This window comes from Mesorhizobium sp. M0437, assembly GCF_040321335.1.
In the GTDB taxonomy this organism is placed as follows: domain Bacteria; phylum Pseudomonadota; class Alphaproteobacteria; order Rhizobiales; family Rhizobiaceae; genus Mesorhizobium.
Map to the genome: position 1 here is coordinate 1 of NZ_JAMYRK010000030.1, position 24,525 is coordinate 24,525.

Here is a 24,525-nt window from a genome sequence, read left to right on the forward strand (position 1 = left end):
CGCTTACCTGGGGGGGCTTCGTCATTGTTTTATAACACACAGACCCCCTACCCGCCCGCGCCGCCCGGGCCGCCCCCGTTTGGGGCGGGGGCCTTCGGTCCTCTCGGCTGCAAGTTGCCGGAGGCGCCGCGCATCCTCAACGGCCCTAAGCCGCCCCCGCCAGAGGGGCTTGAGCCGGTCGACGCGCAGGCTGGAAACTGTCCAGACCAATCCAGACCGTAGCGAAAACAGTGTTGGCTTCCGATCGTTCGTTGACCGCTGTTTTCGTCAGGTCAACTTTGCCTGTTCGCTGTATCCGGATCATGCCGCCGAGGCTGCGCTTTGTTGCAGCTCGGTTTCGGAGTCAGGTGACTTCCTATCAAACGAAAGGCAATCGCGTATTCGCGCCGCGGTTTGGCCGATCCGCCTAGGCAAACACGCCACCGTCATGACGACGTCGTGCAACTGCAAGCTGCTTTGCGCGGACCTTTTCTGTTAACCAGGGGAAACAGAATCGAAACACAAACGAGCATCAGCGAAATCGGCTTGAAACATGACGCCCCGATAAGCCGGTCATCGAATTGAGCCGGTCCCGACCGGCAGAATAGGGGAGACATCATGTGCACTGCCATTTCCGCCAAGCTCATCAACATCGCCGCCGCCGTCATCACCGGTACTGCCTTGCTTGTCAGTGCCGGCAACGGCGCAGCCCACGCCGCCGCCAACAAGATCGTCGCGCGTGTGTCGCTATCGCAGCAGACCATGGAAATCCTGGTCGACGGCCGGCCGACATTCGCCTGGAAAGTCTCGACCGGCGACAGGACGCACGTCACGCCGACCGGTTCGTTCAAGCCGACCCGCATGCATGAAATTTGGTATTCGAAGAAATACGACAACGCCCCGATGCCGCATTCGGTGTTCTTCAGCGGCGGCTACGCCGTACATGCGACAAGCGCCATCAAGCGCCTCGGCCAGCCAGCCTCGCATGGCTGCGTGCGTCTGCATCCGGACAACGCCGCCGATTTCTACCAGCTCGTCGAGGTCTTCGGCCCGGCCAACACCAGCATCGTCATCGTTAAATGAGCGATGCTTCTCGTCGCTCCCAGGCAAGGGCCGGATATTACCGCAATCTAATCCGGCATTACCGGCATCAGCTTCGGATCCGGCTTTTCGGCGTGATGCGGCAGGTCCTTGCTGGCGACAAAGGTGTAGAACATCGGCACCACGAACAGCGTGAACATGGTTCCGACCAGGATGCCGGTGAAGATCACCAGGCCCATCGAATAGCGTGCCGCGGCACCAGCGCCGCTGGAGATGATCAGCGGCACCACGCCGAGCGCCATCGCCGCCGTCGTCATCAGGATCGGCCGCAGCCGCACCCTGGCCGACGCGATGATCGCATCGCGCCGCCGCATGCCGTGCATTTCACGCTGCTGGTTGGCGAACTCGACCAGAAGGATGCCGTGCTTGGTGATCAGGCCGATCAGCGTGATCAAGCCGACCTGGGTGTAGATGTTGAGCGTGCCAAGCCCGACATTAAGCGGCACGATCGCGCCGAAGATCGACAGCGGCACCGCCATCATGATGATCAGCGGATCGCGGAAACTTTCGAATTGCGCCGCCAGCACCAGATAGATGACGAGCACCGCCGCCGCGAAGGCGATGATGATCGTGTAGCCCTGTTCCTTCTCCTGCCGCGATTGACCGGTATAGTCGATGAAGAAGGTGTCGGGCAGGCTTTGCTTGGCAATGTCCTCGATCGCCTGTAGCCCATCCCCGGTGGTGATGCCGGGCCGCGGCAAGGCAGAGATCGTCGCCGAGTTGAGCTGGTTGAACTGCTCGATGGCGGCCGGCGACGCGTTGGTCGAGATCTTCACCACCGCCGAGAGCGGCACCATCTCGCCCGATACGCTGCGCACGAAATACTCGCCCAGTTTTTCAGGGTTGTCGCGAAAGCTCTGCGGCACCTGCGGGATGATGTCGTAGCTGTTGGATTCGCGGTCGAATTGCGCCACTTCGGCGCCACCGACCAGGAGCGTCAGCGTCCGGCCGATGTCGGCTATCGGCAGGTTGAGCGCGGCGGCGCGGTCGCGGTCGATCGTCACCGTCACTTGCGGCGCGTCGAAGGTCATCGAATTCTGCACGACGATGAAGCGGCCGGAGGCCTGCGCCTTGTTCTTGATGTCTTCGGCCGCCTCGTACACCTGCGAGGCGTCGCCGGTCGAGCGCACGACCATCGTTATCGGCAGGCCGCCGCCGGAGCCGGGCAGCGTCGGCGGCGCGAAGACGAAAGCTTCGACGCCCGCCACCTTGCTCAGGCGGCCCGTAATGTCTTGCTGGATTTCCTTCGAGTTGCGCGTGCGGTCAGCCCAGTCCTTGAGCGCAAAGCCGACGAAAGCGCTGTTCGTCTGGCCACCACCGAAGGCGACCGCCGAGAACTGTGCCCGCGTCTCAGGCAGATCCTTGACCAGGCCGAGTATCTGATTGACGTAGGTTTCGGTATAGTCCGACGTCGCGTACCGCGGCGCGGTCACCAGCGAAAGCAGGAAACCCTGGTCCTCTTCCGGCGCCAGTTCGCTCGCGGTCTTGGTGAACATGAAACCGGTCGTGGCGACCAGCGCGAGGACGATCATCAGCGTCACCGGGCGATAGTTCAACGAACCGGTGACGAGCCGCTCATAGATGTGTTCGACGCGCCCGAACGTATTGTCGACAATGCGCTGGAAGCGGCTGTGCGAGCCGGACCTCAGGATACGTGCCGACATCATCGGTGTGATGGTGAGGGCGACGACACCCGAAAGCACCACCGAGCCGGCAAGCGTCACCGCGAATTCGCGAAATAGTGCGCCTGTCAGGCCGCCGGTGAAGGCCAGCGGCGCGAACACGGCGGCCAATGTTATCGTCATGGCGACGACGGCGGACGAGATCTCGCGCATGCCGTTGAACGCCGCCTGCATCGGCGACAAGCCGTCTTCCTCCATGTGGCGGTGGATGTTTTCCACCACCACGATGGCATCGTCGACGACAAGTCCGATCGCCAGCACCATGGCCAGCAGCGACAAAAGATTGATCGAATAGCCCACCGAAAACAGCAGGAAACAGACGCCGATCAGCGACAGCGGAATGGTCACGATCGGCATCAGCACCGAGCGGAACGAGCCGAGGAAGAGCAGGATAACAACGATGACGATGGCGACCGCCTCGCCGATGGTCTTGAACACCTCCTCGATCGACGCACTGATCTGCTCGGTTGAATCGTAGACGATCTCCATCGTCATGCCGAGCGGCAGCGTCTCCTGGATGGTCGGCACAATCTTGTGGATTGCCGCCGCGGTGGTCAGCGGATTGGCGGCCGGCGTCGGAAAGATAGCGAGAAAGATGCCGGGCTTGCCGTTGAAGCTGACCCTGGTGTCGGTGTTCGCCGCGGCGAGTTCGACGCGGGCCACGTCGCGCAATCTCACCACATTGCCGTCCTTCGACCGGAGTGGAAGGGCGGCGAAAGCCTCCGGGGTCTGCAGCGTAGAGCGAACGGTGATCGAAGAAACCACATATTCGTTTTCGGTGTCGCCGGGCGCGGAAAGGAAATTCGATTCGTTGATGGCGGCCAGCACTTCCGCCGCGGTCACGCCGCGCGCCGCCAGTTTGATCGGGTCGATCCAGACCCGCATCGAATATTCGGCTGCGCCGAAGATCTGCACGTCGGCGACGCCTTCGACCGTCGAGATACGCGGCCGCACGACGCGCTCGATATATTCGGTGAGCTGTTCCGGCGTCATGTTCGGGTTCTGCATCGAGATGTACATCATCGCGAACTGCTGGCCGGTGCCCTTGACGATCACCGGGTCTTTGGTTTCGTCCGGTAGATCGCCGCGAACGCTCTGAACCTTCGACAAGACTTCGTTCAGCGCGACGTCGGGGTCGGAGCCGAGCTTCATCTGCACTGTCACGGTGCTGGAGGACGGCCGGCTCGACGACGTGACATAATCGATGTTTTCGGTCGAAGCGACGGCACGCGCGATCGGCGCGGAAATGAACCCCTGGATCAGGTCGGCACTGGCGCCGGGATAGGCCGTGGTGATGGTGATGGCCGTTTCTTCAACCTCTGGATACTGCCGGATCGAAAGGTTGAAGATTCCCTGAAAACCCAGAAGCAGGATCATGCAGGCAAGCACGGTCGAAAGGACCGGGCGGCGGATGAAGAGGTCGGAAAAGCTCATTGCTGGGCTGCCTGCTGGTTCCCTGGCTTGCCCGGATCGATCGTGTTGTCGACGGCAACGGACATTCCGTTGGAGAGCCGGTTCTGGCCGGCGGTAACGACTTCGTCGCCGGGCGCGATGCCCTCCAGAATCTCGACCAGGCCGGCGTTGCGGCGGCCTGGCTTGACGAACACCTGGGCTAGCACGAGCTGCGGCTTCTGTTTTTCCGCTGCCGGCTTGGCTTCCTCTGCCGGTTTGGCTGGGGTAGCAGCCGGCTTTTCGTCGGGTTTTGCCGCGGGTGCTTCGGCCGCGGGCTTGGCAGCATCTGCAGCCGGCTTTTCTTCCGGCTTTGCCTCGGGCGCCGCGCCGTTGGCTTCGGCGGATTTGGCCGGGCGCACCACGAAGACGAAGTCGCCGTACAGGCTGGAAGTCAGCGCCGTCTGCGGCAGCGCCAGCACGTCGTTCTCCTCGGGCAGTTCGACGCGCACCTGGACGAACTGGCCGGGCGTCAGCTTGCCTTCGGGATTGCCGACCTCCGCCCTCACGGTCACCAGCCGGCTGGTCGGGTCGATCTTCGGATCGATGCCGCGGATGCTGCCGGTGAACGGCATGTCGCCGCCGCCGACGCCCAACCGCACCGTCTGTCCGATCTTCAGCTGCGGAAGCTGCTGCTCCGGCACGGTGAAATCGACACGCATCGTATCCATGTCCTGCAAGGTCACCACGGCGGTGCCGGGTGTGAGATACTGGCCAAGGTCGATTTTCGGAATACCGACGGTACCCTTGAAAGGGGCCGTCAACTGCTTTTGGTCGAGCACCGCTTGCAGCTTGTTTACCTGCGCGGCGGAGACCGATGCTGCTGCCTGCGCCGTGTCGAGCGTGGCATCGGTGCCCACCCCGCGCTTCTGCAGCTCAAGAGCGCGCATCAGCGTCGTCTGGTCGGAGGTGGCTTGCGCCTTCGATGCCACGAGGTCGGCTCGCTCGACTTCATCGTCGAGCTGCAGCAGCACGGCGTTGGCGGCGACCTTCTGATTGGCATGGAACAGGATGTCCTTGACGATGCCCGCGGTTTCGACCGTCAGGTCGACGCCGCGTACGGCACTGACAGTGCCGATCGCCTCGATGCCGGGCGTCCATGACATCGGTTTGACGATGACCGTCGACACGGTCGCGGCCGGCGGCTTCATGGTGGCGAAGAACTGTTTGATCGCATTGTCGCGAAACAGGTTGAAGCCGACGATGCCGCCGCACACCAGCACGAGCAGAATGAAGGCGATGATGAAGCGCTTGATCACGAACAGTCCCTCGGCCACGGCCCAGCATAACGGTCGGATGACCGGAACACATACCTGTGCCTGGTCCCAATTTCAAATGACGGCGATCTTACTGTACCGTCTGGACGGTCTTGTCAATTCCGCCTAAGCTAATGAATGGGGAACGCTTGATGAAGGCCCGCAGAGCAAATTCGCGCGAGAAGATCCTCGCCGCCGCCGCCGCCGTGGCGCGCGAGACGGGTCCTGGCAGCCTGTCGCTGGATGCGGTCGCCAGCCGTGCCGGCGTGTCGAAGGGCGGTCTTCTCTACAATTTCCCGACCAAGGCGAAATTGATGCAGGCGCTGGTGGAGGATTACCTGCGCGCCTTCGAGCAGGCCCTGGAGTCCGCCCGCACGGCCGGCGTCAACGGCGAAAGCCCGCTTGCAACTTACATCAAGCTGTCGGCCGAGCATGCCGAGGAATCGAAACCGTCGGCATCCTGGATATTTTCGGCGATTGCCGAGGATCCCGATTTCCTGACGCCGATAAAATCGTTCAGGCGGCAGCTATTCGAGCGGCTGAAGCAGGAGACGCCGAACCTCAAGGCGCTGCTGGTCTGCTATCTCGCCATCGAAGGGCTTCGCAGCATGAACCTGTTCGATTCGGACATTCTCTCCGCCGAAGAGCGCCGGCTGCTGATATCGACCCTGCTGGACATCGCGGAATAGTCGAACCGCCAATCTGCGGTTCTGAACCCGATTAATGGCGGCGTTCGTTCACCTGTGTCAAAATACGGGCTAGCACGTCGAAACCACGCCATCCCGCTTTCCGAAAATCGGTTCCGATTTTCGGGCCGATGCGCTAGAGCCTTTCGGGATTGAACCGAGCTGCCTTCAACCCGGAAAGGCTCCCACCGCTGCCCATGCCCCATCTTCCCGAGCATCTTCTCACCGGCTACCGCAGTTTCATGAGCGGCCGCTATCTCACCGAAAGCGGCCGTTATCGCTCGCTGGCGCGGGAGGGCCAGGCACCGGAAACGATGATCGTCGCCTGCTGCGATTCGCGGGCCGCGCCCGAAGCGATCTTCGATGCCGGGCCGGGCGAGCTGTTCGTGCTGCGCAATGTCGGCAATCTGGTGCCACCCTATGCGCCAGACGATCAGTTCCACTCGACATCGGCGGCGCTCGAATTTGCGGTGCAGAGCCTCAAGGTCAAGAACATCGTGGTGATGGGCCACGGCCGCTGCGGCGGCATCCGCGCGGCACTCGACACCACGGCCGCACCCTTGTCGCCGGGCGATTTCATCGGCAAGTGGATGAGCCTGATCGCGCCCGCGGCCGAGACCGTATCGTCCAGCACCTTCATGACCGCGACCGAGCGCCAGACGGCGCTGGAGCGCATCTCGATCCGCTATTCCATCGCCAATCTGCGTACCTTCCCTTGCGTCTCGATCCTCGAAGGCAAGGGGCGGCTGTCGCTGCACGGTGCCTGGTTCGATATTTCGACCGGCGAGCTTTGGGTGATGAACAAGGACACCGGCGATTTCGAGCGGCCGGAGATGGAGTAGGAGACAAGGCATGACGCGACTTCGGGACGCGTTCGCGGCTGCGGCACTGCTGTGCTCGGCAGATTTCGCCCGTGCCGACGATAGCGCGATCATCGATCGCTGGTATTCGGCACTCCTCGTCGCCGACCGCGGCGAATTGTCGGACCTGCTTGCCGACAACGTCCGCATCAAGCTCGACGACCTCGGCGTCGTGCAAAGCAAGCAGGAATTCATCGCCTCGATCGCCGAGTGGCAAGGCGCCGTCGCCGGGGCCGAAATCCGCCATCGGATCGAGAAATCGGAGGGCGGCGTCACCACTGTCATCGCCTGCTATGATTTTCCCAGCAACGACATGCTGATGCAGGAGACCTTTGCGGTCGCCAACGACCAGATCACCGCCAGTTCGCAAGCCGCGATCGCCGAAAATTGCGACGGCTACTGACGGAACCATGAACGGGACCCGCTGTTGCGCGCAACGGGCCGGCGCCTTACATCGGTGACGATCCGCTTCTCCCGCCCACCCAGCGAAAGTTTGCCCATGCCGTCAACCGTCGACCTCGCCGCCCATCCGCTGACCGCATGGCAAGGGCCGTTCGGCCTGCCCGATTTCACGCGCATCGGCGACGGCGATTTTTCTCCGGTCTTCGACGCGGCCCTGAAGGCGCATGAGGCCGAGATCGAGGCGATTGCCGGCAACACCGGGACGCCGACGATCGAAAACACGCTTGCCTCGCTCGAGCTTGCCGGCGAGGCGCTCGACCATGTCTCCTCGATCTTCTGGTGCCGCGCCGGCGCCCACACCAATGAGGCGATCCAGGCGCTGGAGCGCGACATCTCGCCAAAGATGTCGCGGCATTACTCGGCGATTTCGATGAACGAGCGACTGTTTGCCCGCATCGACGATCTCTATCAGCGCCGCGAGGCTTTGAAGCTCGATGCCGAAACGCTGCGGGTGCTGGAAAAGACCTGGAAAAACTTCGTCCGCTCCGGCGCCAGGCTCGACGCCGAAGGCAAGAAGCGGCTGGCCTCGATCAACGAGGAATTGTCGTCGCTCGGCACCAATTTCGGCCAGAACGTGCTTGCCGACGAGCGCGACTGGGCGTTGTTCCTCGACGAGGCCGACCTGGCCGGCCTGCCGGAATTCCTGAAAAGCTCGATGGCGGAAGCCGCCGAGATGCGCGGCCAGAAGGGCCGCTACGCCGTCACTTTGTCGCGTTCGATCTACGAGCCGTTCTCGACCTTCTCAGAACGCCGCGACCTGCGCGAGACGGCGTCCCGCGCCTTCATCATGCGTGGTCAGAATGGCGGCGCTACCGACAACACGGAAGTGGTGCGCGACATGCTGCGCCTGCGCGCCGAGAAGGCGAAGCTGCTCGGCTATGCTTCCTACGCCGCATTGAAGCTCGACGACACCATGGCCAAGACGCCGGAGGCGGTGCACGCGCTGCTCGATCCGGTCTGGGAAAAGGCGGTGGAAAAGGCCGCAAGCGACCAGGCCGAATTGCAGCGGCTGGCGGTCGAGGCCGGCAGCAACGAGAAATTCGCTGCCTGGGACTGGCGCTTCTATCAGGAGAAGCTGCGTGCAGAGAAATTCGCCTTCGACGAGGCCGAGCTGAAGCCGTATCTGCAGCTAGACCGCATCATCGACGCCTGTTTCGACGTGGCAACACGATTGTTCGGCATCTCTTTCGAAGAAAAGAAGGGCATTGCCACCTGGCATCCGGACGCTCGCGTTTTCGTCGTGAAGAATGCCGACGGCAGCGAGCGCGGCCTGTTCCTCGCCGACTATTTCGCGCGGCCTTCGAAGCGCTCCGGCGCCTGGATGAGCGCGCTGAAATCCGGCTACAAGCTTGGCGATGGCTCCAAGCCGGTCATCTACAACATCATGAATTTCGCCAAGCCGCCGGCCGGCGAGGCAGCCTTGCTGTCGGTCGACGAGGCCAAGACCCTGTTCCACGAATTCGGTCACGCGCTGCACGGCATGCTGACCGACGTTACCTGGCCATCGGTCGCTGGCACCTCGGTCAGCCGCGATTTCGTCGAGCTGCCCTCGCAGCTCTACGAACACTGGCTGACGGTGCCGGCGGTACTGGAAAAGCATGCGCTGCATATTAAGACCGGCAAGCCGATGCCAAAGGCGCTGGTCGACAAGATGCTGGCGGCGCGCACCTTCGGCGCCGGCTTCGCCACCGTCGAGTTCACCGCCTCGGCCTTGGTCGACATGGCCTACCACGCCCGGCCGGATGCACCGGAACAGGCGCTTCGTTTCGAAGCCGAGACGCTCGAAAAGCTCGACATGCCTGACACCATTGCCATGCGTCACCGCACCCCGCATTTCGGCCATATCTTCGCCGGCGATGGCTATTCTGCCGGCTATTACTCCTACATGTGGTCGGAAGTGCTCGACGCCGACGCGTTCGCCGCCTTCGAGGAAACAGGCGATCCCTTCAATCCGGCGCTGGCCGAGCGGCTGCGCAAGAACATCTACGCCGCCGGCGGTTCAAAGGACCCGGAAGAACTCTACACCGCCTTCCGCGGCAAGATGCCTTCCCCGGAAGCGATGATGGCCAAGCGCGGGCTGGTGTGATGCATGCCCGCTCTTGTCACCGTTCTCTTTCCATCCTGATTGATCTCGGCTGTCATGGCGGCGGGTTGCGCACCGCCTGATCCGGTTTCCGCCGGTCCCGTTCGGCCTCGTTGGCTGCGGCCGCGTCGTTGAGGTGACCGCACTTAATGCGGTCTCCATCGTTCCGGCCGAAGGAGCCGCGTTCATGGCGGCGCTACGGGCTGTGCGGGGTTAGGCAACGACAGCTTGCCCGCTATGCTGATCGGCCGCTGCCGCATCCGGACCGCGCCTTGCGACGACCGCTACGGAAACTCTCAGTCGCGAAGTGGCAGCCCCGCCAATGGAAGGCCGGGCTGGTAAGTTTGATTGTCTCGGCGAAGGTTTTTGCCGAGGCGATTGGCCTAGGCAGGCACAAAGCCAAAATAGGCTTTGTAGGAAGCCCCCTCGCCGGAAATCAGGGGCGTTTCCACTTTGAACCCAATCCCGCTGAAGGTGGTATTGTTCGTACGTGCCGCGAGCAACACCATCTGCTTTGCGGAGATGGTCACTGTCGCGCTCCCGATCCTGTCATCGCCCCAATCGAAGAGATCGCTGATGGCGCCGCCGATCGATGGCATCAAGGATCCCAGGGCGGGGCCGGCTATCGCGGCAATGATAGGTCCTGCCACCGGAATGAGGCCCAAAGCCAGCGTGCCCGCCGTATGGACGCCCATGACGATCTTCTGCACCTCGTCCTTGTATTTGTTGGGGTCGCCAAAATCGTTTTCCATCAGCACCGTGCCGATATTGATGCCGTAGGGCTTGCCTCGATAGATTTCCATAAGGTCGGGTCTCGTATCTCCGGCATCGACGTCGCCATAGACCTGGCTGCGCCTGGTGTCGGCGATCTGCGGCGTTGTCACGCTGACGATGACATAGGGTTCGTCCGCACTCGATCCCTGATCCCAGTCGGTCTCGCCGAAGCAATGGAGGCCGGTATAGTGGACGACGACGTCTCGAAGGTCGATCGCGCCGGTGTCGGGCCACCAGTATATGCCGCCGTTTTCAAACAGATTGGCACGGCCACCATCGGCAAATTCGGTCTCGTCGGTCGTGGGATATCCCAGATATGACTGTTCCCAGCCCAGGCTCTCCCACTTCTTGCGGATGTCACCGTACACCACGTTGGCTCCTGTGTTCGGTGTCCAGTAGATCGAGCCGGCATTGGCAAAATGGTTGTAGCGCCCGACGCCGTCGGGAGTTCCGGTTTCGTCGGTGACCGGATAGCCGAGAACCGAGCGCTCCCAGCCCATTGCTGCCCATTTGCCGCGAATTGCCCCCCAAATCGCTTGAGCACCGGTGTTCGGTGTCCAGTAGATCGAAGCGGTATTGTTGTTGAAGTGATTGTATCGGCCGACGCCGTCGGGAGTTCCGGTTTCGTCGGTGCAGGGAATGCCCCACGCGAGACCGCCAAGCGCAATCCACTTCCTGTAGATTTCGCCATGGATCTCAAAGGCGTCGTGCATGGCATCGTTGTAACAAATGCATGAGCCGTTCTTGAGATACCAGGCTTTTCCAGTGTCCTTCCTGTCGATCTCGGCGAAGCCGGCGCCTCCAAGGGAGTTGTACTTTTGCTGTATGACAGCTTCGGGCGAGAGGAGCGACCAAGGCCCGATCCTGAGCTGGTCGGAAAGTCTTGTGGCTCCAGCGCGGATGGTGCCGGCACGCACTCTCGAAGTTGCTCTGGCAGTATACGGCATGACCTTTTCCTTCCTGTGAGTGTTGGTATCGGGGGCTTCAGGCCTCCGGCGATCGGTTTTGATCGACGAGCCGAGGTTCCCAGACCGCGACTTACGGACGGCTTACAGAGTTCCGAGCTGCGCCAGAGTAATTCCAGGAAAAGTGTGGAACGGTTTTCCGTCCGGAATTGCGCAAAAATAAAGAGATAGAGCGGTTCGGCGTTTCCGTGAAACGATGAACCGGTCTAGAGAAACGGGCGCACGAGCGAACGCAGCAAAGGCGAGGGCTCGTCATCGCCGGTCGAAGCGAGCGCGCGTTCATAGCGCCGGTAATCCTCGATGGCGCCGGCATGATCGTTCCTGGAGAGGCTCTCCTGGATGAGCGTGCCATGGAGTTTGGCCGATTCCGGGTAGAAATCGAGCGCACGCCGGCACGCCTGGCGTGCCCGATCCGCATTGCCTTGACTCTGCCAGTGTTTGGCGATCCGCACGGCAAGCTCCACAAACCCATCCCGCACCCGGTCGGCCGCGGCATTCGACCAGGCGGGCATCGGGGCATTCGAGAAAAGCGGGCCGACAAAGCCTTCCAGCAGCATCTCCTGCTCCTCGATTGCGCAGTCTCTTTGGCCCGACAGAACGGGTTTCAGCCGGTCTTCCCAATCCTGCAGATCGATCGAGACCTTGTCGGCAGCGAGCCGCAAACGGCCTTCTCTCAGCGTTACGAGTTCGCCTTGCCCGAGCAATTTGCGCAGACGATGCAGCGCCTGCTCCAAGGCCGCTTTGGCCTGGTCGCCGTCGAGGTCGGGCCAGAGCCAATCCTGCAGGGTTTCCACCGAACAGACCTGGTCCCTCGACAGGCAGATAATGCGCAATATGTCGAGCGCGCGGGTAGGTTTGGCACCGGGCGCGACCTCGGCACCATCGATTTCGAGGCGGAAGCCTCCCATCAAGTGGATCCTGAGCGGCCAAGGCCACTGGACGGGTCGGCCAGCGGGCGGGACCAGATATCGCGCCCGAACGACACGGCGGCAGAGATCGACGTCGATCTTTCGCTCCAGCGCATCGGCGACAAGATCGGCCAATAGGTCCGGCAGGTTGAGCAGGATTGCGGAGGGGTTGACCTGGCGCAACGCCTCCATGAATTCAGCCAGACGACTGCCATAGGACGCGCCGCCGTTCCACTTCTGCTCCAGGGCCCGAGCGGCCAGAATGTTGAGTTCGACGCGCTGGCGAGGGCCGCCGCTCAGCCTTTCGACGATCTCCTGGAGTAGCGCAATGGCCTCCGCTGGACGCCGATCGGCCAGCAGGACCTGGTATTTGGTGACGTAATGCGGCCAGCGTTCGATCATCGGCTCATTCGCCCGCTCGATCGCATCCATGAAGGCATCGCAGTCGAGATAAGCCTTGACGAAGTCGCCGTTGCGCGTGTGCATCGCCGCGTGGCAGTCGGCGACTACAGCGACCTGGGTTGTGAACCTGCTGTCCGCGATCTCGCCCAGCCGGGAGACGAGCGCATTGAATTCCGAGAACCTGTTGTGAAGCTTCATCAGCAATTGAAGCTGATAGAGCGCGCTGAACTCGACGCCCCGTAAGGCGTGCTGCTCGCCTATCGCCGTTGCGCGTCGCAACGCATCCTCGGCCGAGGCATAGACAAAACCGCGCCGCGAATAGGGGAAGTAACGGCCGCTGGCCGAGCCAAAGGACACCAGCCACATGCCGAGCACCAACGGCGGGATATCCGGATGTTCGAGATCGGCGGCAACGCTGTCCACGGCATTGGCAAAAATGTCGCGCTGCCCCGACGAGGTCGCGTAGTCGATGAGCGCTTCGCTTGCCAGCAGGCGCAACTCGACCGAATCCTCGATCGGCAGATGTGTCAGGCGCTGCTGGATATCATTCACGAGGCGCTTCGCGTCATGGGCGTCGAATTCGCCAGGTTCGGCGAAATCGACGGCCCGCAGGATGCCGAGCCTGACCATCATGAGTTCCTCCGGATCCAACTCCGGCAATCCCTTGGCAAGAACCTGTGAGGCTCGGCGCGTCCAATCCGCCAGCCCCTCATGCGTACGCCAGCTGGCGGTCTTGACTACGACCGCCCGCGCCACCGTCAGGCATTGGCCGCGCATGTCGGTGTTCTCGAATGCTTGCCATGCCTTGGAGAAGTGCGGTTCGGCCTTCGCATCGTCCGATGCGAAGGCGACGCCCAGCCAATAATGGACCCACCCGTCCATCTGGTCGGGGGGCAGCCTGTTGCACCATTCGACGAAGCTGGCCCTGCGCCCTTGCGTGAGAACGCCGTTAGCGCACTCCAGAATGAGCTGGCGTGCCAGCGGCCAGGCGCCCGCCTGCAACGCCAGCACGATTGCCGCGTCGGTTTTGTCTGCCTCGTGCAGGACCTTTGCTGCCTGCTCGCGCAGCCTGGAACGGTCCGCTTCCGTCACGCGCCGGTCCAGTAGGCCGGCAAGGTATTCGCGCAACAAGTCATGCAGCTGGAAGGCGGCGCCGCCCGGACCGTCGCGCGTGATCAGCAGCTGGCGATGCTGCAGCCGCACCAGCAGGCGAGCAGCCTGCGGCGAGCCCAGGAACGCATCGGCAAGCTCCGTGCTGATCTCCGGCAGAACGTTGAGCCTGATAAGCAGATCCTGGTCCTCCGGCGCGATGTCGCGCAGGAAATAACGTCCGACAATCTCCCGAAGGCCGGCTCCCCCGGCAAGGCCGGTCTGCGAAAGCGGGTAGTACATTCCGGCGTTGGCCAGCAGGAGAAGGCCCACCGCCCAGCCGCGCGCCTCCGAAATGTCGCCGACCTCGGACGGCGATTGCGAGCGGGCGGTGACGAGGTTGCGAGCCTCCCCAGGCGAAAACTCCAGCAGCGTTTGGTTGAGCACCGGCAACTGTCCCGACAGCACGAGGTCGGCGACGTCGCCCTCGGGCAGCATCCGCGATGTGCAGATGCAGCGGACAGTGTTGGGGCGTTCGCGCAACAGGATCGCCAGCGTCCGGCGAAAGCCTGGCGCATCGGCACGATGCAGATCGTCGAGGACCAGGATCGTGCCCGGATCAAGCCGCGAGAAATAGGTGCGGAAGAACAGCCGCGCGAAATCGTCGGAATTGTCGGCATATTCCGGACCAAAGACCGGCATGCCGGCATGCCTGCCGTCGAGCGACAGCGTCAGATAGTGGAAAAGGCGCGCAACGTCCTGGTCCTCGGTGTCGACCCGATACCAGTTGTACGCCGATTCGCCTTGCTTCAGCCCGCCTTGTTCCAGCCCGCCGTGTTCCAGAAAGTCGATCACCGCGGTGGTCTTGCCGTATCCACCAGGCGCCGCCAGCCAGCATGCACCGCTGTCGAGGGCCTGCGAAAGCAGCGCCACTACGCGCGGACGGCTGACAATTCCCACTGGCCGGGGTGCCGAGAGCTTTGCTATCTCGCGCGGCGCGTCCCGGAAGTATTTATCCATTGTGAGGACTCTCGCAGCGCAGTCGCCTCGCCAAAACAGGTAATCGGTTCGCCCGCAACAACAAATCGCCGGCCGGCGTTGTGCTCGCCTGACGTGCCGTTCTCGCCGGCAAGGTCGCGGTTATCCCTTGTGCGACATGATATGCGAAACCCCGACACTCACGTCGGCGGTGTGTCTTGCCATCACTGCGTTCATTCGCATTGCAATCGCCGCATAGCCGTTTCGTTCGTGGTCGGTAACTTCCGAGGGCTTAAAGAGCCAAGGAAGGGGTGCAACCTGCGCGTCGGCGAAATTGGCCGGCAGGTTCGATGGCAAGGCCTTTTTCCCTAAAGGCAGCTCTAACCCAAGGTCGCTAAATTCCTCCTCGAGACTGGCGTGCAGATGAGAAAGCACCACATAGATCGCCAGCTTTGATCTAGTCCTTTCTGTGTTGTTTTGGTTGTACTCTTGAAGAACCTCATCGAACGATGGCGCTACATCGCTTTCCGCGGCGGTAGCTCGTGTTGCAACAGCACCGGCCAGGGCAGTCGCTGCCATTCCTGTAAGACCTACAAAATCACGCCTTGTCGTGCTGGTCATGGTGAATTCCCCTCGGTTTTGAAGACGGACCAAGTCTGGCAAGGACGAGGCGCAGTGGCAATAGGCCGCATACGCTACTGCTGTAGAGGGTCTTTACGTCGCCGATGTGAATCCACCCGGCAACGATAGTGCCAAGCCGCCAGCAGGCCTGCAATGCGTTCGCGAGCTTCGTCTGAGAGACGCCGTGAATCCAAGGAGGACTTCCTTGGAATTCATCCAGGCAAAGGGTCGGAAAAAATCCGCTGGTGGAGCTGAGGAGGATCGAACTCCTGACCTCGTCATTGCGAACGACGCGCTCTCCCAGCTGAGCTACAGCCCCGTCCAGCGGATGGGGCTTTTATCGGCCGCTGCGGTTTCCTGTCAAGGCTGCGCTTGCTGCCGAAATGCCGCTCGGCCGTTCGTGCGCCCTCGCCCATGCGGCAGAAGGCGGCTCTTGCCGCTTTCACCTACAGTGGCTACATGTCGGCAACAATCGGAGACCGGCATGATCGCCCTCATTCAGACCATTGTCATGGCGCTTGACCTTTACTGGTGGATCATCATCGCCTCGGCGATATTTTCCTGGCTCTACGCCTTCAACGTCGTCAACTCCCGCAACCAGTTCGTCGACACCATCAGCAACATGCTCTATCGGCTGACCGAGCCGGCGCTGCGGCCGATCCGCCGCTTCATGCCCGACCTCGGCGGCATCGACATCTCGCCGATCATCCTGCTGCTGATCCTGTTCTTCATCCGGCAGTTCCTGCTCACCACCGTGCTTTCGCTGGTCGTCTGAGCCCAGAGCGTCGATGAGTGCGCCGTTCCGCACGCGCGCCGACGGCATCGACCTGTTTGTCCGGCTGACGCCGAAATCAGCGATGGACAGGCTGGAAGGCATCGAAACATCGGCGGATGGACGAAGCCATCTGAAGGCTCGCGTCCGCGCCGTGCCGGAAAACGGAGCCGCCAATCGAGCGCTGGAAAGGCTGGTAGCCAAGGCGCTTGGGGTGCCGGCATCGGGCGTCTCGATCGCTGCCGGCGGCACAGCTCGGCTGAAGGCGCTGCGCGTGCTTGGCGATCCCGCGGCGCTGGCGAAACGCATCGATACGCTGGGCACACCTGCGCCATGATCTCGGCTGGCTCACTTACCCGCAAAAAAAGGCCGGGCTGCAAAGCCCGGCCAGATGTGAAGGTCGAAAACCTTCAGAGGGGAACGCGCCGGACGAATGGGAGGAAACATCCGACGCGCATTGCATATGGGTTGGCGTCGGCGACGTTTCAATGAGGTCGGAGGAAAGCTCAATGACCACTACTCGAGTCCTATTCTTCGATGTTCTGGGAACCGTCGTTGATTGGCGCAGCGGTATCGCAAGGGAGGCCGGCGCCTTCCTCGCGCGAGTTGGTGCAGAGCAGGTCGATCCCGGTGAATTCGCCGATGCGTGGGCGTCGCGCTATGACGCCTCGACCGAGGCGATGCGGACGGGGCAGCGGCCTTTCGTGTCACTTGACGTAATCAACAGGGAGAATCTGGACGCCACCCTCGTCCAGTTCGGGCTGGCCCCATCCGAGCTGCCGACCGCCGAACTTGAGGAACTCAACCTCGCCTGGCACCGGCTGGAGCCGTGGCCCGATTCGCTGAAAGGCCTTGCGAGGCTGAAGGAACGCTTCATCATCGTGCCCTTATCAGGGGCCAATACCCGGCTGTTGCTGGATATGGCCAAGCGCGCCGGCCTGCCTTGGGACACCGTCCTTGGCTCGGATGTGTTCGGCACCTACAAGCCTGCGCCGCAGGCTTATCTCCGCGCAGTGGAGATCCTGGGGGTGCGACCTGCGGAGGCCGTGTTAATCGCCGCGCACAATGACGACCTGGCCGCGGCACGAAAATGCGGTATCGGAACCGCCTTTGTTGCTCGGCCAAAAGAGCATGGCCCGACGCAGACGACCGATCTCTCGCCTCTTGAGAGCTGGGACTTTGTGGCCGACGACCTTGTCCATCTCGCCCAAGTTCTCCCGTAGGCCGAGGGCAGAAAACCTAAGCGATGTCGTCGCGGATGCAGGCGTTCAGATGGCCCTCGGCTGTCGCCCTCAGCGGCGGTACAGCCCCGGCGCAAGCTTCCAGCGCGAACGGGCAACGGGCTGGGAAAACGCAGCCCGACGGCGGGTTTGCCGGGCTTGGAATATCGCCTTTGAGCACCTGCCGGCTTTGCCTGGCCAGCGGATCGAGCGACGGAATGGCTGACAGCAGTGCGCGCGTGTAGGGATGCTGGGGACGGGCATAAAGCTCGGCCGCCGGCGCAACCTCCATGATGCGCCCGAGATAGAGCACGATGACCGTGTCGCAGATGTACTCGACGACAGCCAGATCGTGCGAAATGAACAGCATGGTCAGGCCGAGCCGGAGCTGCAGGTCGCGCAACAGATTGATGATTTGCGCCTGGATCGAGACGTCGAGTGCCGAGACCGGCTCGTCGGCAACGATGAATTCCGGCTCGAGCGTCAGCGCCCGGGCGATGCCGATGCGCTGGCGCTGGCCGCCCGAAAATTCATGGGCGTAGCGGTCATAGGCGTCGACCGGCAACTCGACCGCGGCAAGTGCCTTCTCGGCCTTCACCCGCCGCTCGGACTTCTTGCCGATGCCTTGAATGTCCAGGCCTTCGGTGAGGATCTGCCCGATCGTCATGCGCGGCGACAGGCTGGCGAAGGGATCCTGGAAAATATACTGCATCTTGCGGCGCTGGCGGCGCAACTGGGCGGCACCCAGCCTGGTGATGTCGGTGCCGTCATAGCTGATTTGGCCGGATGTCGGCTCGATCAGACGCAGCACCGAGCGGCCGATCGTCGTCTTGCCGGAGCCGGATTCGCCGACCAGACCGACCACCTGGCCACGCCCGATATCGAAAGAAATATCCTCCAACGCCCTTACGACGGGTCCGCGCGAGAACGCTGTCGGCGCAAAATGCTTGGTCAGGTTTTTGACAGCGAGGAAAGGGGCGTCGGCCATCAGAGCTCCTCCCAACGCAGGCAGCGGCTTTGCTGGGTCGGCGTCGCCCCAAACAATGGCGGGACCGCGGCGCGGCAGGCAGCGATAGCCATCGGGCAACGCGGCGCGAAGGAACAGCCCTTGGGCAGCAAGGCGAGCGACGGAACATTTCCGGCAATGGTCGGCAGCGGCGTTCCCGCCGCCTTCAGCGCCGTGGCCTGGCCGAGCCGCGGCACCGAGCGCATCAACCCTGCGGTATAGGGATGGCGCGGACGGGTGAACACCTCGCTCACCGGACCCGATTCGACGATACGCCCGGCATACATCACCGCCACCCGGTCGGCGATTTCGGCGACGACTCCGAGATTGTGGGTGACGAACAGGATGCCCATGCCGCGCTGCGCCTGCAGTTCGGCCAAAAGATCGAGGATCTGGGCCTGTATGGTGACGTCCAGCGCGGTCGTCGGCTCGTCGGCGATCAGCAAGCCTGGATCGCAGGACAGGGCCATGGCTATGGTAGCACGCTGGCGCATCCCGCCCGAAAGTTCGTGTGGATATTGCCGCGCCCGCCGCTTCGGATCGGGAATGCCGACCTGTTCCAGCAGCCGCACCGCGTCTGCTTCTGCCTCGCGGTGCGATTTGCCGAGATGGATGCGGATCGGTTCGGCGATCTGCTCGCCAATCGTGTAGACCGGGTTTAGGCTGGTCATCGGCTCCTGGAACACCATGCCGATCTCGTTGCCGCGTATCTTGCGCAGCGACTCGGCATCGAGGCTGGTCAGCTCGGTGACCGTGCCGTTCTTGCGCCGCAGCGCGATCGACCCCTCTGCGATATGTCCGACCCTTTTCGGCAACAGGCCGATGATCGACAGGCTGGTGACGGATTTGCCGGATCCGGATTCGCCGACGAGCGCCACCGTCTCGCCGGCACCGATCGTCAGGTCGACATCCCTTACCGCCGCGATGTCGCGGCCCGCGATGCGGAACACCGAGCGCAGGCCGGAAATCGAGAGGATCGGCGCGACGCTCAGCGGAGCAGCCCCACATCGCGAAGGATCGCGTCGACCTTCGCGGTTTCCTCCTCGTTCAGGCTGCGTTGCGGCCGCGCCATGGTGTTCGAGGCGATGATGCCGAGGCTCTTCATCGCCGCCTTGAAGGCGCCGACGCCGGCCGAGCCGGCGCTGGTCCTGCCGAGCGAGATCCAGACGATCTCGAACAGTTTCAACAACCGCTCCTGCTCCAGGCGGGCTTCGGCATGCTGGCCCGCCTGCGTCAGCTTCCACAGCCTGACATAACCATGCGGGTCGACATTGGCGAGGCCCGGCACGACGCCATGCGCACCCATCGCCAGCACACTGTCGACCAGGATCTCGGAACCGGTCATGCCGAAAAAACTGGGATCGTCGGCCATGTCCTTGAGCACGTAACGCAGATTGCCGTCATCGCCGCTGGAATCCTTGATGCCCGCGATGGCGCCTTCCCTGGCGAGGCCGACCGTGGTCTTGCGCTCCAGCTTGATGTGAACGCAGACCGGGATATCGTAGGCGATGACCGGAATGTCGATCGCATCCTTGATATAGCGGAAGTGGTCGCCGATCTCCGGCTGGCTGGTGCGGGTATAAAACGGCGCGGTGACGACGATGGCGTCGGCGCCGGCCGATCTGGCGATCCGGGCGTGGTTGATGACGCGGTCGGTAGTCGGGTCGATGACCCCAGCGAAGATCGGAACCCGGCCGTTATTGACCTTGACCGCGTGCTCGAGGATGGCCCTGCGGCCCGCCTCGTCGTGGAAGACCACCTCGCTGGTCGAGCCGAGCACAAACAGCCCGTGAACACCACCGTCGAGCAGGTTCTCGATAGTGCGGGTGAACGACGGGAAGTCGATGCTGAAATCGGCATTGAGCGGGGTGACGACAGGTGGCACGACGCCGGTAAACAGGGGCATTTTGATGAACCTTTGAGGTCAGTTGAGATCGGAGCGGGGGTCGAATGCATCGCGCAGGCCGTCGCCGATGAAGTTGATGGCGAGCACGGTGAGCACCAGTGCGGCGCCCGGGAACATCCATTGCCAGGGGTAATTTTCAAGCACGACGGTGGAGCGGGCGAGATTGAGCATGTTGCCCCAGCTGGCTTCGGGCGGTGCGATGCCGAGGCCGAGGAAGGACAGGCCGGCCTCGAGCAGGATGGCGTTGGCGATCTGTAAGGTGGCGTAGACGACCAGGATATCGATGCAATTGGGCAGGCCGTGCCGGAACAAGAGATGCGGCAGCCCTGCCCCCATGCCGCGGGCGGCGACGACAAAGTCGCGCTCGCGCAGTTCGAGCAGCCGGGCACGCACCATGCGCGACAGCACCGGCCAGGAGAGCAGCGAGATCACCAGGATGGTCGGGGCGATGCCGGTGCCGGCGATCGAAGCCAGCACCAGCAGGAAGATCACCGGCGGCAGCGTCATCGCCAGGTCGACCAGGCGCATCACCGTGCCGTCGACAAGACGCCCGCCAAAGCTGGCGACGGCACCGACCAGGAAGCCGATGACGGTGGAGATGGCGACCGAGCTGACGGCAACCAGCAATGAGATCCGCCCGCCTTGCAGCAACCGGGCCATGACGTCGCGCCCGACGCCGTCGCTGCCCAGCCAATGAATGGCCGACGGCGCCTTGTTCATTGCTCGGAGGTCGATGGTGTTAGGACCGAACGCCCACCACAAAGGATACGTCGAAACCGCCAGCAGGATCGGGATGACGACCAAAAGCCCGGCACGCGCCGCGCGGTTTTCAAAAAAGCGGTCGAGCGCGCGGCGAAGCGGGCCTTTGGTTTGCGGCACGGCTGTCGGGTCAACTGTAGGATCTGGCGCCGTGATTGCCATCATGCCACCTGAATGCGCGGGTCGACGACGGCATAGACGACGTCGGTCAACAGGTTGACCAGGATGACGCAAACGCCGATCACCAGGGTAGCGCCCATGATCACCGGGTAATCGCGGGTGCCGACGGCGTTGACCAGAAGCAGTCCCATGCCCGGCCAGTTGAACACGCTTTCCAGGAAGATGGCGCCGCCGATGGCGATGCCGACAGTCGAGCCGATCAAGGTAATGACCGGCAAGAGCGCATTGCGGGTCGCGTGCTTGATGATCACCCAGAACTCGCGCACGCCCTTGGCACGCGCCGTCCGCACGTAATCCTGGTTGAGCACTTCCAGCAGCGAGGCGCGCATGTAACGCATGATCACCGCGGCATGGCCGACGGACAGCAGGCAGGCGGGCAGGACGAGGTGCGCAAGCACATCCGTCGCCGAGAACGGCGCACCCGCGGTCTGCATGCCGCCGGACGGCGCCCAGCGCAGCAGCACCGAGAAGAAATAGAGACCGAGCAGCGCTGTCAGAAAAGCCGGGCTGGAGATACCGATAAACGACAGCACCGACAGCGCGATGTCGGATGGTTCGTTACGGCGCACCGCGCTGAAAATGCCGGCGGAAATGCCGAGCACGATGGCGATCGCCAGGCCCGTACCCATCAGCAGCGCCGTCGGGCCGATGCGTTCCATGACCAGTGGCAGCACGGCAACGCCGCTGCGCTGGATCGAATAGCCGAAGTCACCGCTCAGCGCCGCGCGCAGCCAGGCGAGATATTGCACGGGAAGCGGCCGATCGAGCCCGAGCCGTTCGCGCAGGCCCTCGAGGTCGGAAGCCGACATGGGGACCGATGGGTTGATATAGGCGTCGATCGGATCGCCCGGCGCCAGCCGCAACAGGATGAAGATGAGGACGCTGAGCGCGACCAGCATCAGCAATCCTGTGGCGCTGCGGCGGGCGATGAAGCTCAACATGGGCTTTCCGTGGCGGTGGCAGGCGGCGGCAAAGTGGTCCCGCCTGCTCGCTTGCTTGCGGGTTTCTTACTGGATGTCCCAGCGCTCGGGGTGAGCTGCGTAGGGGCCGCCGCCCGGCGCCGGCGTCCAGACGAAGTCATGCAGCTTGTTGGAGGCTACGCCATAGCGGTTGGCCACCCACAACGTCGCCCAGGGTAGCTCCTTGTTCATCACCTTGCAGACCCCCTGCCAGGATTGATCGAGCTTGGCCGGATCGGTTTGGCCTAGCGCGGCGTCCAATGCGGTGCTCAGATCGTCGAACTCGATGCGCATGGTGTTGAAGCCTGCCGGCGGGATCTGCGACTTGTTGAGGCCGGGATTGAGGCCGGCCGGGTTGGGGCCGTTCTGCAGGCCGGCATAGACCATCGGAAAGGCGTTCCAGTCCGGCGTGCCTTGCTTGTAGACGATGCCGTTGTAGGTCGGCGTATCGACGACCCGCGGCACCACATTGATGCCGACCTCGGCCAGCATCGACTGGACAGCGGCCATCACATTGGCCGCTTGCGGCGAGCCGTAATAGGTCAGCAAGGTGATCGGCTTGTCGCCGTTGATCTTGTCCCAGCCGGCCTCGCTCAGCAGCGCCTTGGCCTTTGCCGGATCGTAGGCATAGGGTTCGAGGCCTGCGGGAACGAGATGCGGCGCGACATAGCCGCAATTGGCTGGCTCGGCGGCACCGCCGTAGAGGCTGTCGATGATGGCGTTGCGATCGATCGCGTACATGATCGCCTGGCGGACACGGATATCCCTAAACAGGTCGACCTTCTGGTTCAGGCCGATATAGTTGACCACGTACGAGGCACCTTCGATCACCTTGAAATTGCTGTCGCTCTTGAACGATGCCGCATCGTCGGGCTCGACATAGGTGAACTGGATTTCGCCGGCACGGAGTGCGGCAACGGCCGCCGCCGGCGACTCGAAATAGCGGTTGATGAGCACGTCTACCTTCGGCTTGCCGCCGCGATAATCGTCATCGGCTGCCAGTTCGACATATTGGTCGGTCACGTAGCGCTTGAACTTGAACGGGCCGGTGCCGACCGGTGTGGTCGACCACCAGGTGCTTGTCGCCAGCGATTCCGGCGGCAGAGCGGCCAGGGCATGCTCCGGCAGGATCATCAGCTGCGAGAGGATGGATAGAAACGAGCCGTTCGGTTTCGATAGCTTCACCACTGCGGTGTGGTCATCCGGCGCATCGATCGAGGCGATGTCGGCGAGGCGGGCGGCAAACAGGCTGCCGGAGGCCTTGTTCCTGGCAAGCTCGAGGGTGAACTTGACGTCCTTCGAGGTGAACGGCTTGCCGTCGTGCCAGGTCTCGTTGACCAGGTTGAACGTATAGCTCAGCTGGTCGTCGCTGATCTTGTAGTCCTTGGCGAGGTCGCCTTCGATCTCGGTCAGCCCGGCATTGTAGATGACCAGCGGTTCAAAATAGGTGCTGAGCCAGGTGTAGCCGCCGGTCGCGACCAGCGGGTTGAAGTTCTTGGGAAAACCGCCGGGGCCGACGTCGAAGCCGCCCGCAATGGTCTTGGCGCTTTGTGCCTGGACACTGGTCAATGGGGCAATGCTGGCGAGCAGCAGCCCGGCGACTGAGAATGCGATGGTCCTGATGCGCATGGTTTCCTCCCTTGGCATAGTCAGGTTGTTCTTCAGCTTGCTCGGTTTTTGGCGATAACCCGCTGGATCCCCCGGTAATGGTCATCGAGCCGCCGACGCGCCTGGTCGACATCCTTGGCGGCGACAGCCTCGACGATCTCGTGATGGTCGCGCCATGTCGCCAGCGGCGTCGGATTGTCGAGATTGGTGAAATTCGAGGCCTTGTTGAACGCCATCCAGAAGATGTCGATCAGCGCGCTCAGCATGCGATTGTTCTGGCAGCGGAACAGCAGCTGATGGAATTGCTGGTCCTCTTCGGCGAAGCTCTCATGGCGCTCGGCACGTTGCCGCATGCGCTCGGTCAACTGGCGCAGCGCTTCGATATCTTCGGCGCTGATCATCTCGATCGTCTTGGCGATGAGGCCGGTTTCCAGCACGCGACGGATTTCGCGCAGCTCTTCGACGTCGCGCAGCGAATCCTGCAAACCGTAGGCCAGGTTGTCCAGCAGCGGCTTGAACGAGAACTCCTTGACGAACACGCCGATGCCGCGTCGCGTCTCCAGGATGCCGATCGATTCCAGCGCCTTGATGGCTTCGCGCACGGAGTTGCGGCCGACGCCGAGCCGCTGCGCCAGGAACGTCTCCGGCGGCAAAGGATCGCCGGCCTTGAGCTGGTTGCTTTCGATATAGGCCCTGAGGCTTTCCTGCACGGTGACGTGCAGCAGCGGTGGTCTGCTCAACGGTTCGATCGACTTCAGTTCCGCCATCCCACTGCTTTCATCATCCGCTGAAGCTTGCCCGCCGCTTGTCGTATAGCTAC

The 24,525-nt window shown here is 62.7% G+C and carries 20 protein-coding genes and 1 tRNA gene; 8 read left to right on the forward strand and 13 right to left on the reverse strand.

What is annotated here, in order from left to right:
- Positions 1–597 precede the first annotated feature (597 nt).
- Entirely contained in the window at positions 598–1,062 is a 465-nt protein-coding gene (locus tag NKI72_RS19320; RefSeq protein ID WP_352834647.1) for a L,D-transpeptidase, read from the forward strand.
- Positions 1,063–1,109: 47 nt separating this feature from the next.
- Here NKI72_RS19320 and NKI72_RS19325 read toward each other — a convergent pair whose 3' ends face one another.
- Both NKI72_RS19325 and NKI72_RS19330 read right to left on the reverse strand, forming a co-directional pair.
- Complete coding sequence (locus tag NKI72_RS19325) at positions 1,110–4,196, reverse strand: efflux RND transporter permease subunit (protein WP_352850516.1); 3,087 nt, start codon at positions 4,194–4,196, stop codon at positions 1,110–1,112.
- Complete coding sequence (locus NKI72_RS19330; RefSeq protein ID WP_502898596.1) at positions 4,193–5,470, reverse strand: efflux RND transporter periplasmic adaptor subunit; 1,278 nt, start codon at positions 5,468–5,470, stop codon at positions 4,193–4,195. The genes NKI72_RS19325 and NKI72_RS19330 overlap by 4 nt, the downstream gene beginning before the upstream one ends.
- A 149-nt stretch (positions 5,471–5,619) precedes the next feature.
- Between NKI72_RS19330 and NKI72_RS19335 the strand changes: the two genes are divergently transcribed.
- The 4 genes from NKI72_RS19335 to NKI72_RS19350 all read left to right on the forward strand — a co-directional run bounded on the left by NKI72_RS19335 (position 5,620) and on the right by NKI72_RS19350 (position 9,561).
- Complete coding sequence (locus tag NKI72_RS19335) at positions 5,620–6,156, forward strand: TetR/AcrR family transcriptional regulator (protein WP_352683701.1); 537 nt, start codon at positions 5,620–5,622, stop codon at positions 6,154–6,156.
- Between the two features lie 194 nt (positions 6,157–6,350).
- Positions 6,351–6,995 carry a carbonic anhydrase gene (locus NKI72_RS19340; protein ID WP_352681849.1) on the forward strand — a complete coding sequence of 215 codons (645 nt, stop codon included), beginning with the start codon at positions 6,351–6,353 and terminating at the stop codon, positions 6,993–6,995.
- Between the two features lie 10 nt (positions 6,996–7,005).
- A complete protein-coding gene (locus NKI72_RS19345) occupies positions 7,006–7,416 on the forward strand; it encodes a nuclear transport factor 2 family protein (RefSeq protein ID WP_352834649.1) in 411 nt (136 codons plus the stop codon).
- A gap of 90 nt (positions 7,417–7,506) precedes the next feature.
- A complete protein-coding gene (locus NKI72_RS19350; protein ID WP_352850527.1) occupies positions 7,507–9,561 on the forward strand; it encodes a M3 family metallopeptidase in 2,055 nt (684 codons plus the stop codon).
- Positions 9,562–9,941: 380 nt separating this feature from the next.
- On the opposite strand, the gene NKI72_RS19355 is transcribed toward NKI72_RS19350, so the two are convergent.
- From NKI72_RS19355 to NKI72_RS19370, 4 genes are all read right to left on the reverse strand, one after another.
- Entirely contained in the window at positions 9,942–11,279 is a 1,338-nt protein-coding gene (locus NKI72_RS19355; protein WP_352451262.1) for an LGFP repeat-containing protein, read from the reverse strand.
- Between the two features lie 224 nt (positions 11,280–11,503).
- The gene (locus NKI72_RS19360; protein WP_352850517.1) at positions 11,504–14,716 is read right to left on the reverse strand and encodes an AfsR/SARP family transcriptional regulator; all 3,213 of its coding nucleotides are present in this window, start codon (positions 14,714–14,716) and stop codon (positions 11,504–11,506) included.
- Positions 14,717–14,836: 120 nt separating this feature from the next.
- Positions 14,837–15,295 carry a hypothetical protein gene (locus tag NKI72_RS19365; protein WP_352683710.1) on the reverse strand — a complete coding sequence of 153 codons (459 nt, stop codon included), beginning with the start codon at positions 15,293–15,295 and terminating at the stop codon, positions 14,837–14,839.
- Positions 15,296–15,538: 243 nt separating this feature from the next.
- Positions 15,539–15,614 (reverse strand) — tRNA-Ala (locus NKI72_RS19370).
- A 165-nt stretch (positions 15,615–15,779) separates the two neighbouring features.
- Here NKI72_RS19370 and NKI72_RS19375 point away from each other — a divergent pair.
- Genes NKI72_RS19375 through NKI72_RS19385 form a run of 3 tightly spaced genes read left to right on the forward strand, consistent with a single transcriptional unit; the run spans position 15,780 to position 17,290 of the window.
- Entirely contained in the window at positions 15,780–16,070 is a 291-nt protein-coding gene (locus NKI72_RS19375; protein WP_023678162.1) for a YggT family protein, read from the forward strand.
- A gap of 13 nt (positions 16,071–16,083) precedes the next feature.
- Positions 16,084–16,404, forward strand: a complete 321-nt coding sequence (locus tag NKI72_RS19380) for a DUF167 family protein (RefSeq protein WP_352834659.1) — start codon at positions 16,084–16,086, stop codon at positions 16,402–16,404.
- The gene (locus tag NKI72_RS19385) at positions 16,346–17,290 is read left to right on the forward strand and encodes a haloacid dehalogenase type II (protein WP_352834661.1); all 945 of its coding nucleotides are present in this window, start codon (positions 16,346–16,348) and stop codon (positions 17,288–17,290) included. The genes NKI72_RS19380 and NKI72_RS19385 overlap by 59 nt, the downstream gene beginning before the upstream one ends.
- Positions 17,291–17,306: 16 nt before the next feature.
- Here the strand turns inward: NKI72_RS19385 and NKI72_RS19390 are convergent, their stop codons facing one another.
- The 7 genes from NKI72_RS19390 to NKI72_RS19420 form a co-directional block, all read right to left on the reverse strand.
- Positions 17,307–18,275: an ABC transporter ATP-binding protein gene (locus NKI72_RS19390; protein WP_352850518.1), complete on the reverse strand. Its 969-nt coding sequence runs from the start codon at positions 18,273–18,275 to the stop codon at positions 17,307–17,309.
- On the reverse strand, positions 18,275–19,285 hold the full coding sequence (locus tag NKI72_RS19395) for an ABC transporter ATP-binding protein (protein ID WP_352681929.1): 1,011 nt from the start codon (positions 19,283–19,285) through the stop codon (positions 18,275–18,277). The genes NKI72_RS19390 and NKI72_RS19395 overlap by 1 nt, the downstream gene beginning before the upstream one ends.
- On the reverse strand, positions 19,282–20,199 hold the full coding sequence (locus NKI72_RS19400; protein ID WP_352681864.1) for a dihydrodipicolinate synthase family protein: 918 nt from the start codon (positions 20,197–20,199) through the stop codon (positions 19,282–19,284). The genes NKI72_RS19395 and NKI72_RS19400 overlap by 4 nt, the downstream gene beginning before the upstream one ends.
- Before the next feature lie 18 nt (positions 20,200–20,217).
- Positions 20,218–21,120: an ABC transporter permease gene (locus tag NKI72_RS19405; RefSeq protein WP_352681866.1), complete on the reverse strand. Its 903-nt coding sequence runs from the start codon at positions 21,118–21,120 to the stop codon at positions 20,218–20,220.
- Positions 21,120–22,079 (reverse strand): ABC transporter permease, encoded by a 960-nt coding sequence (locus tag NKI72_RS19410; protein WP_352681868.1) that lies wholly within the window; start codon positions 22,077–22,079, stop codon positions 21,120–21,122. The genes NKI72_RS19405 and NKI72_RS19410 overlap by 1 nt, the downstream gene beginning before the upstream one ends.
- Before the next feature lie 66 nt (positions 22,080–22,145).
- Positions 22,146–23,726, reverse strand: a complete 1,581-nt coding sequence (locus NKI72_RS19415; RefSeq protein ID WP_352834668.1) for an ABC transporter substrate-binding protein — start codon at positions 23,724–23,726, stop codon at positions 22,146–22,148.
- A gap of 32 nt (positions 23,727–23,758) precedes the next feature.
- On the reverse strand, positions 23,759–24,472 hold the full coding sequence (locus NKI72_RS19420) for a FadR/GntR family transcriptional regulator (RefSeq protein WP_352834670.1): 714 nt from the start codon (positions 24,470–24,472) through the stop codon (positions 23,759–23,761).
- Positions 24,473–24,525 lie beyond the last annotated feature (53 nt).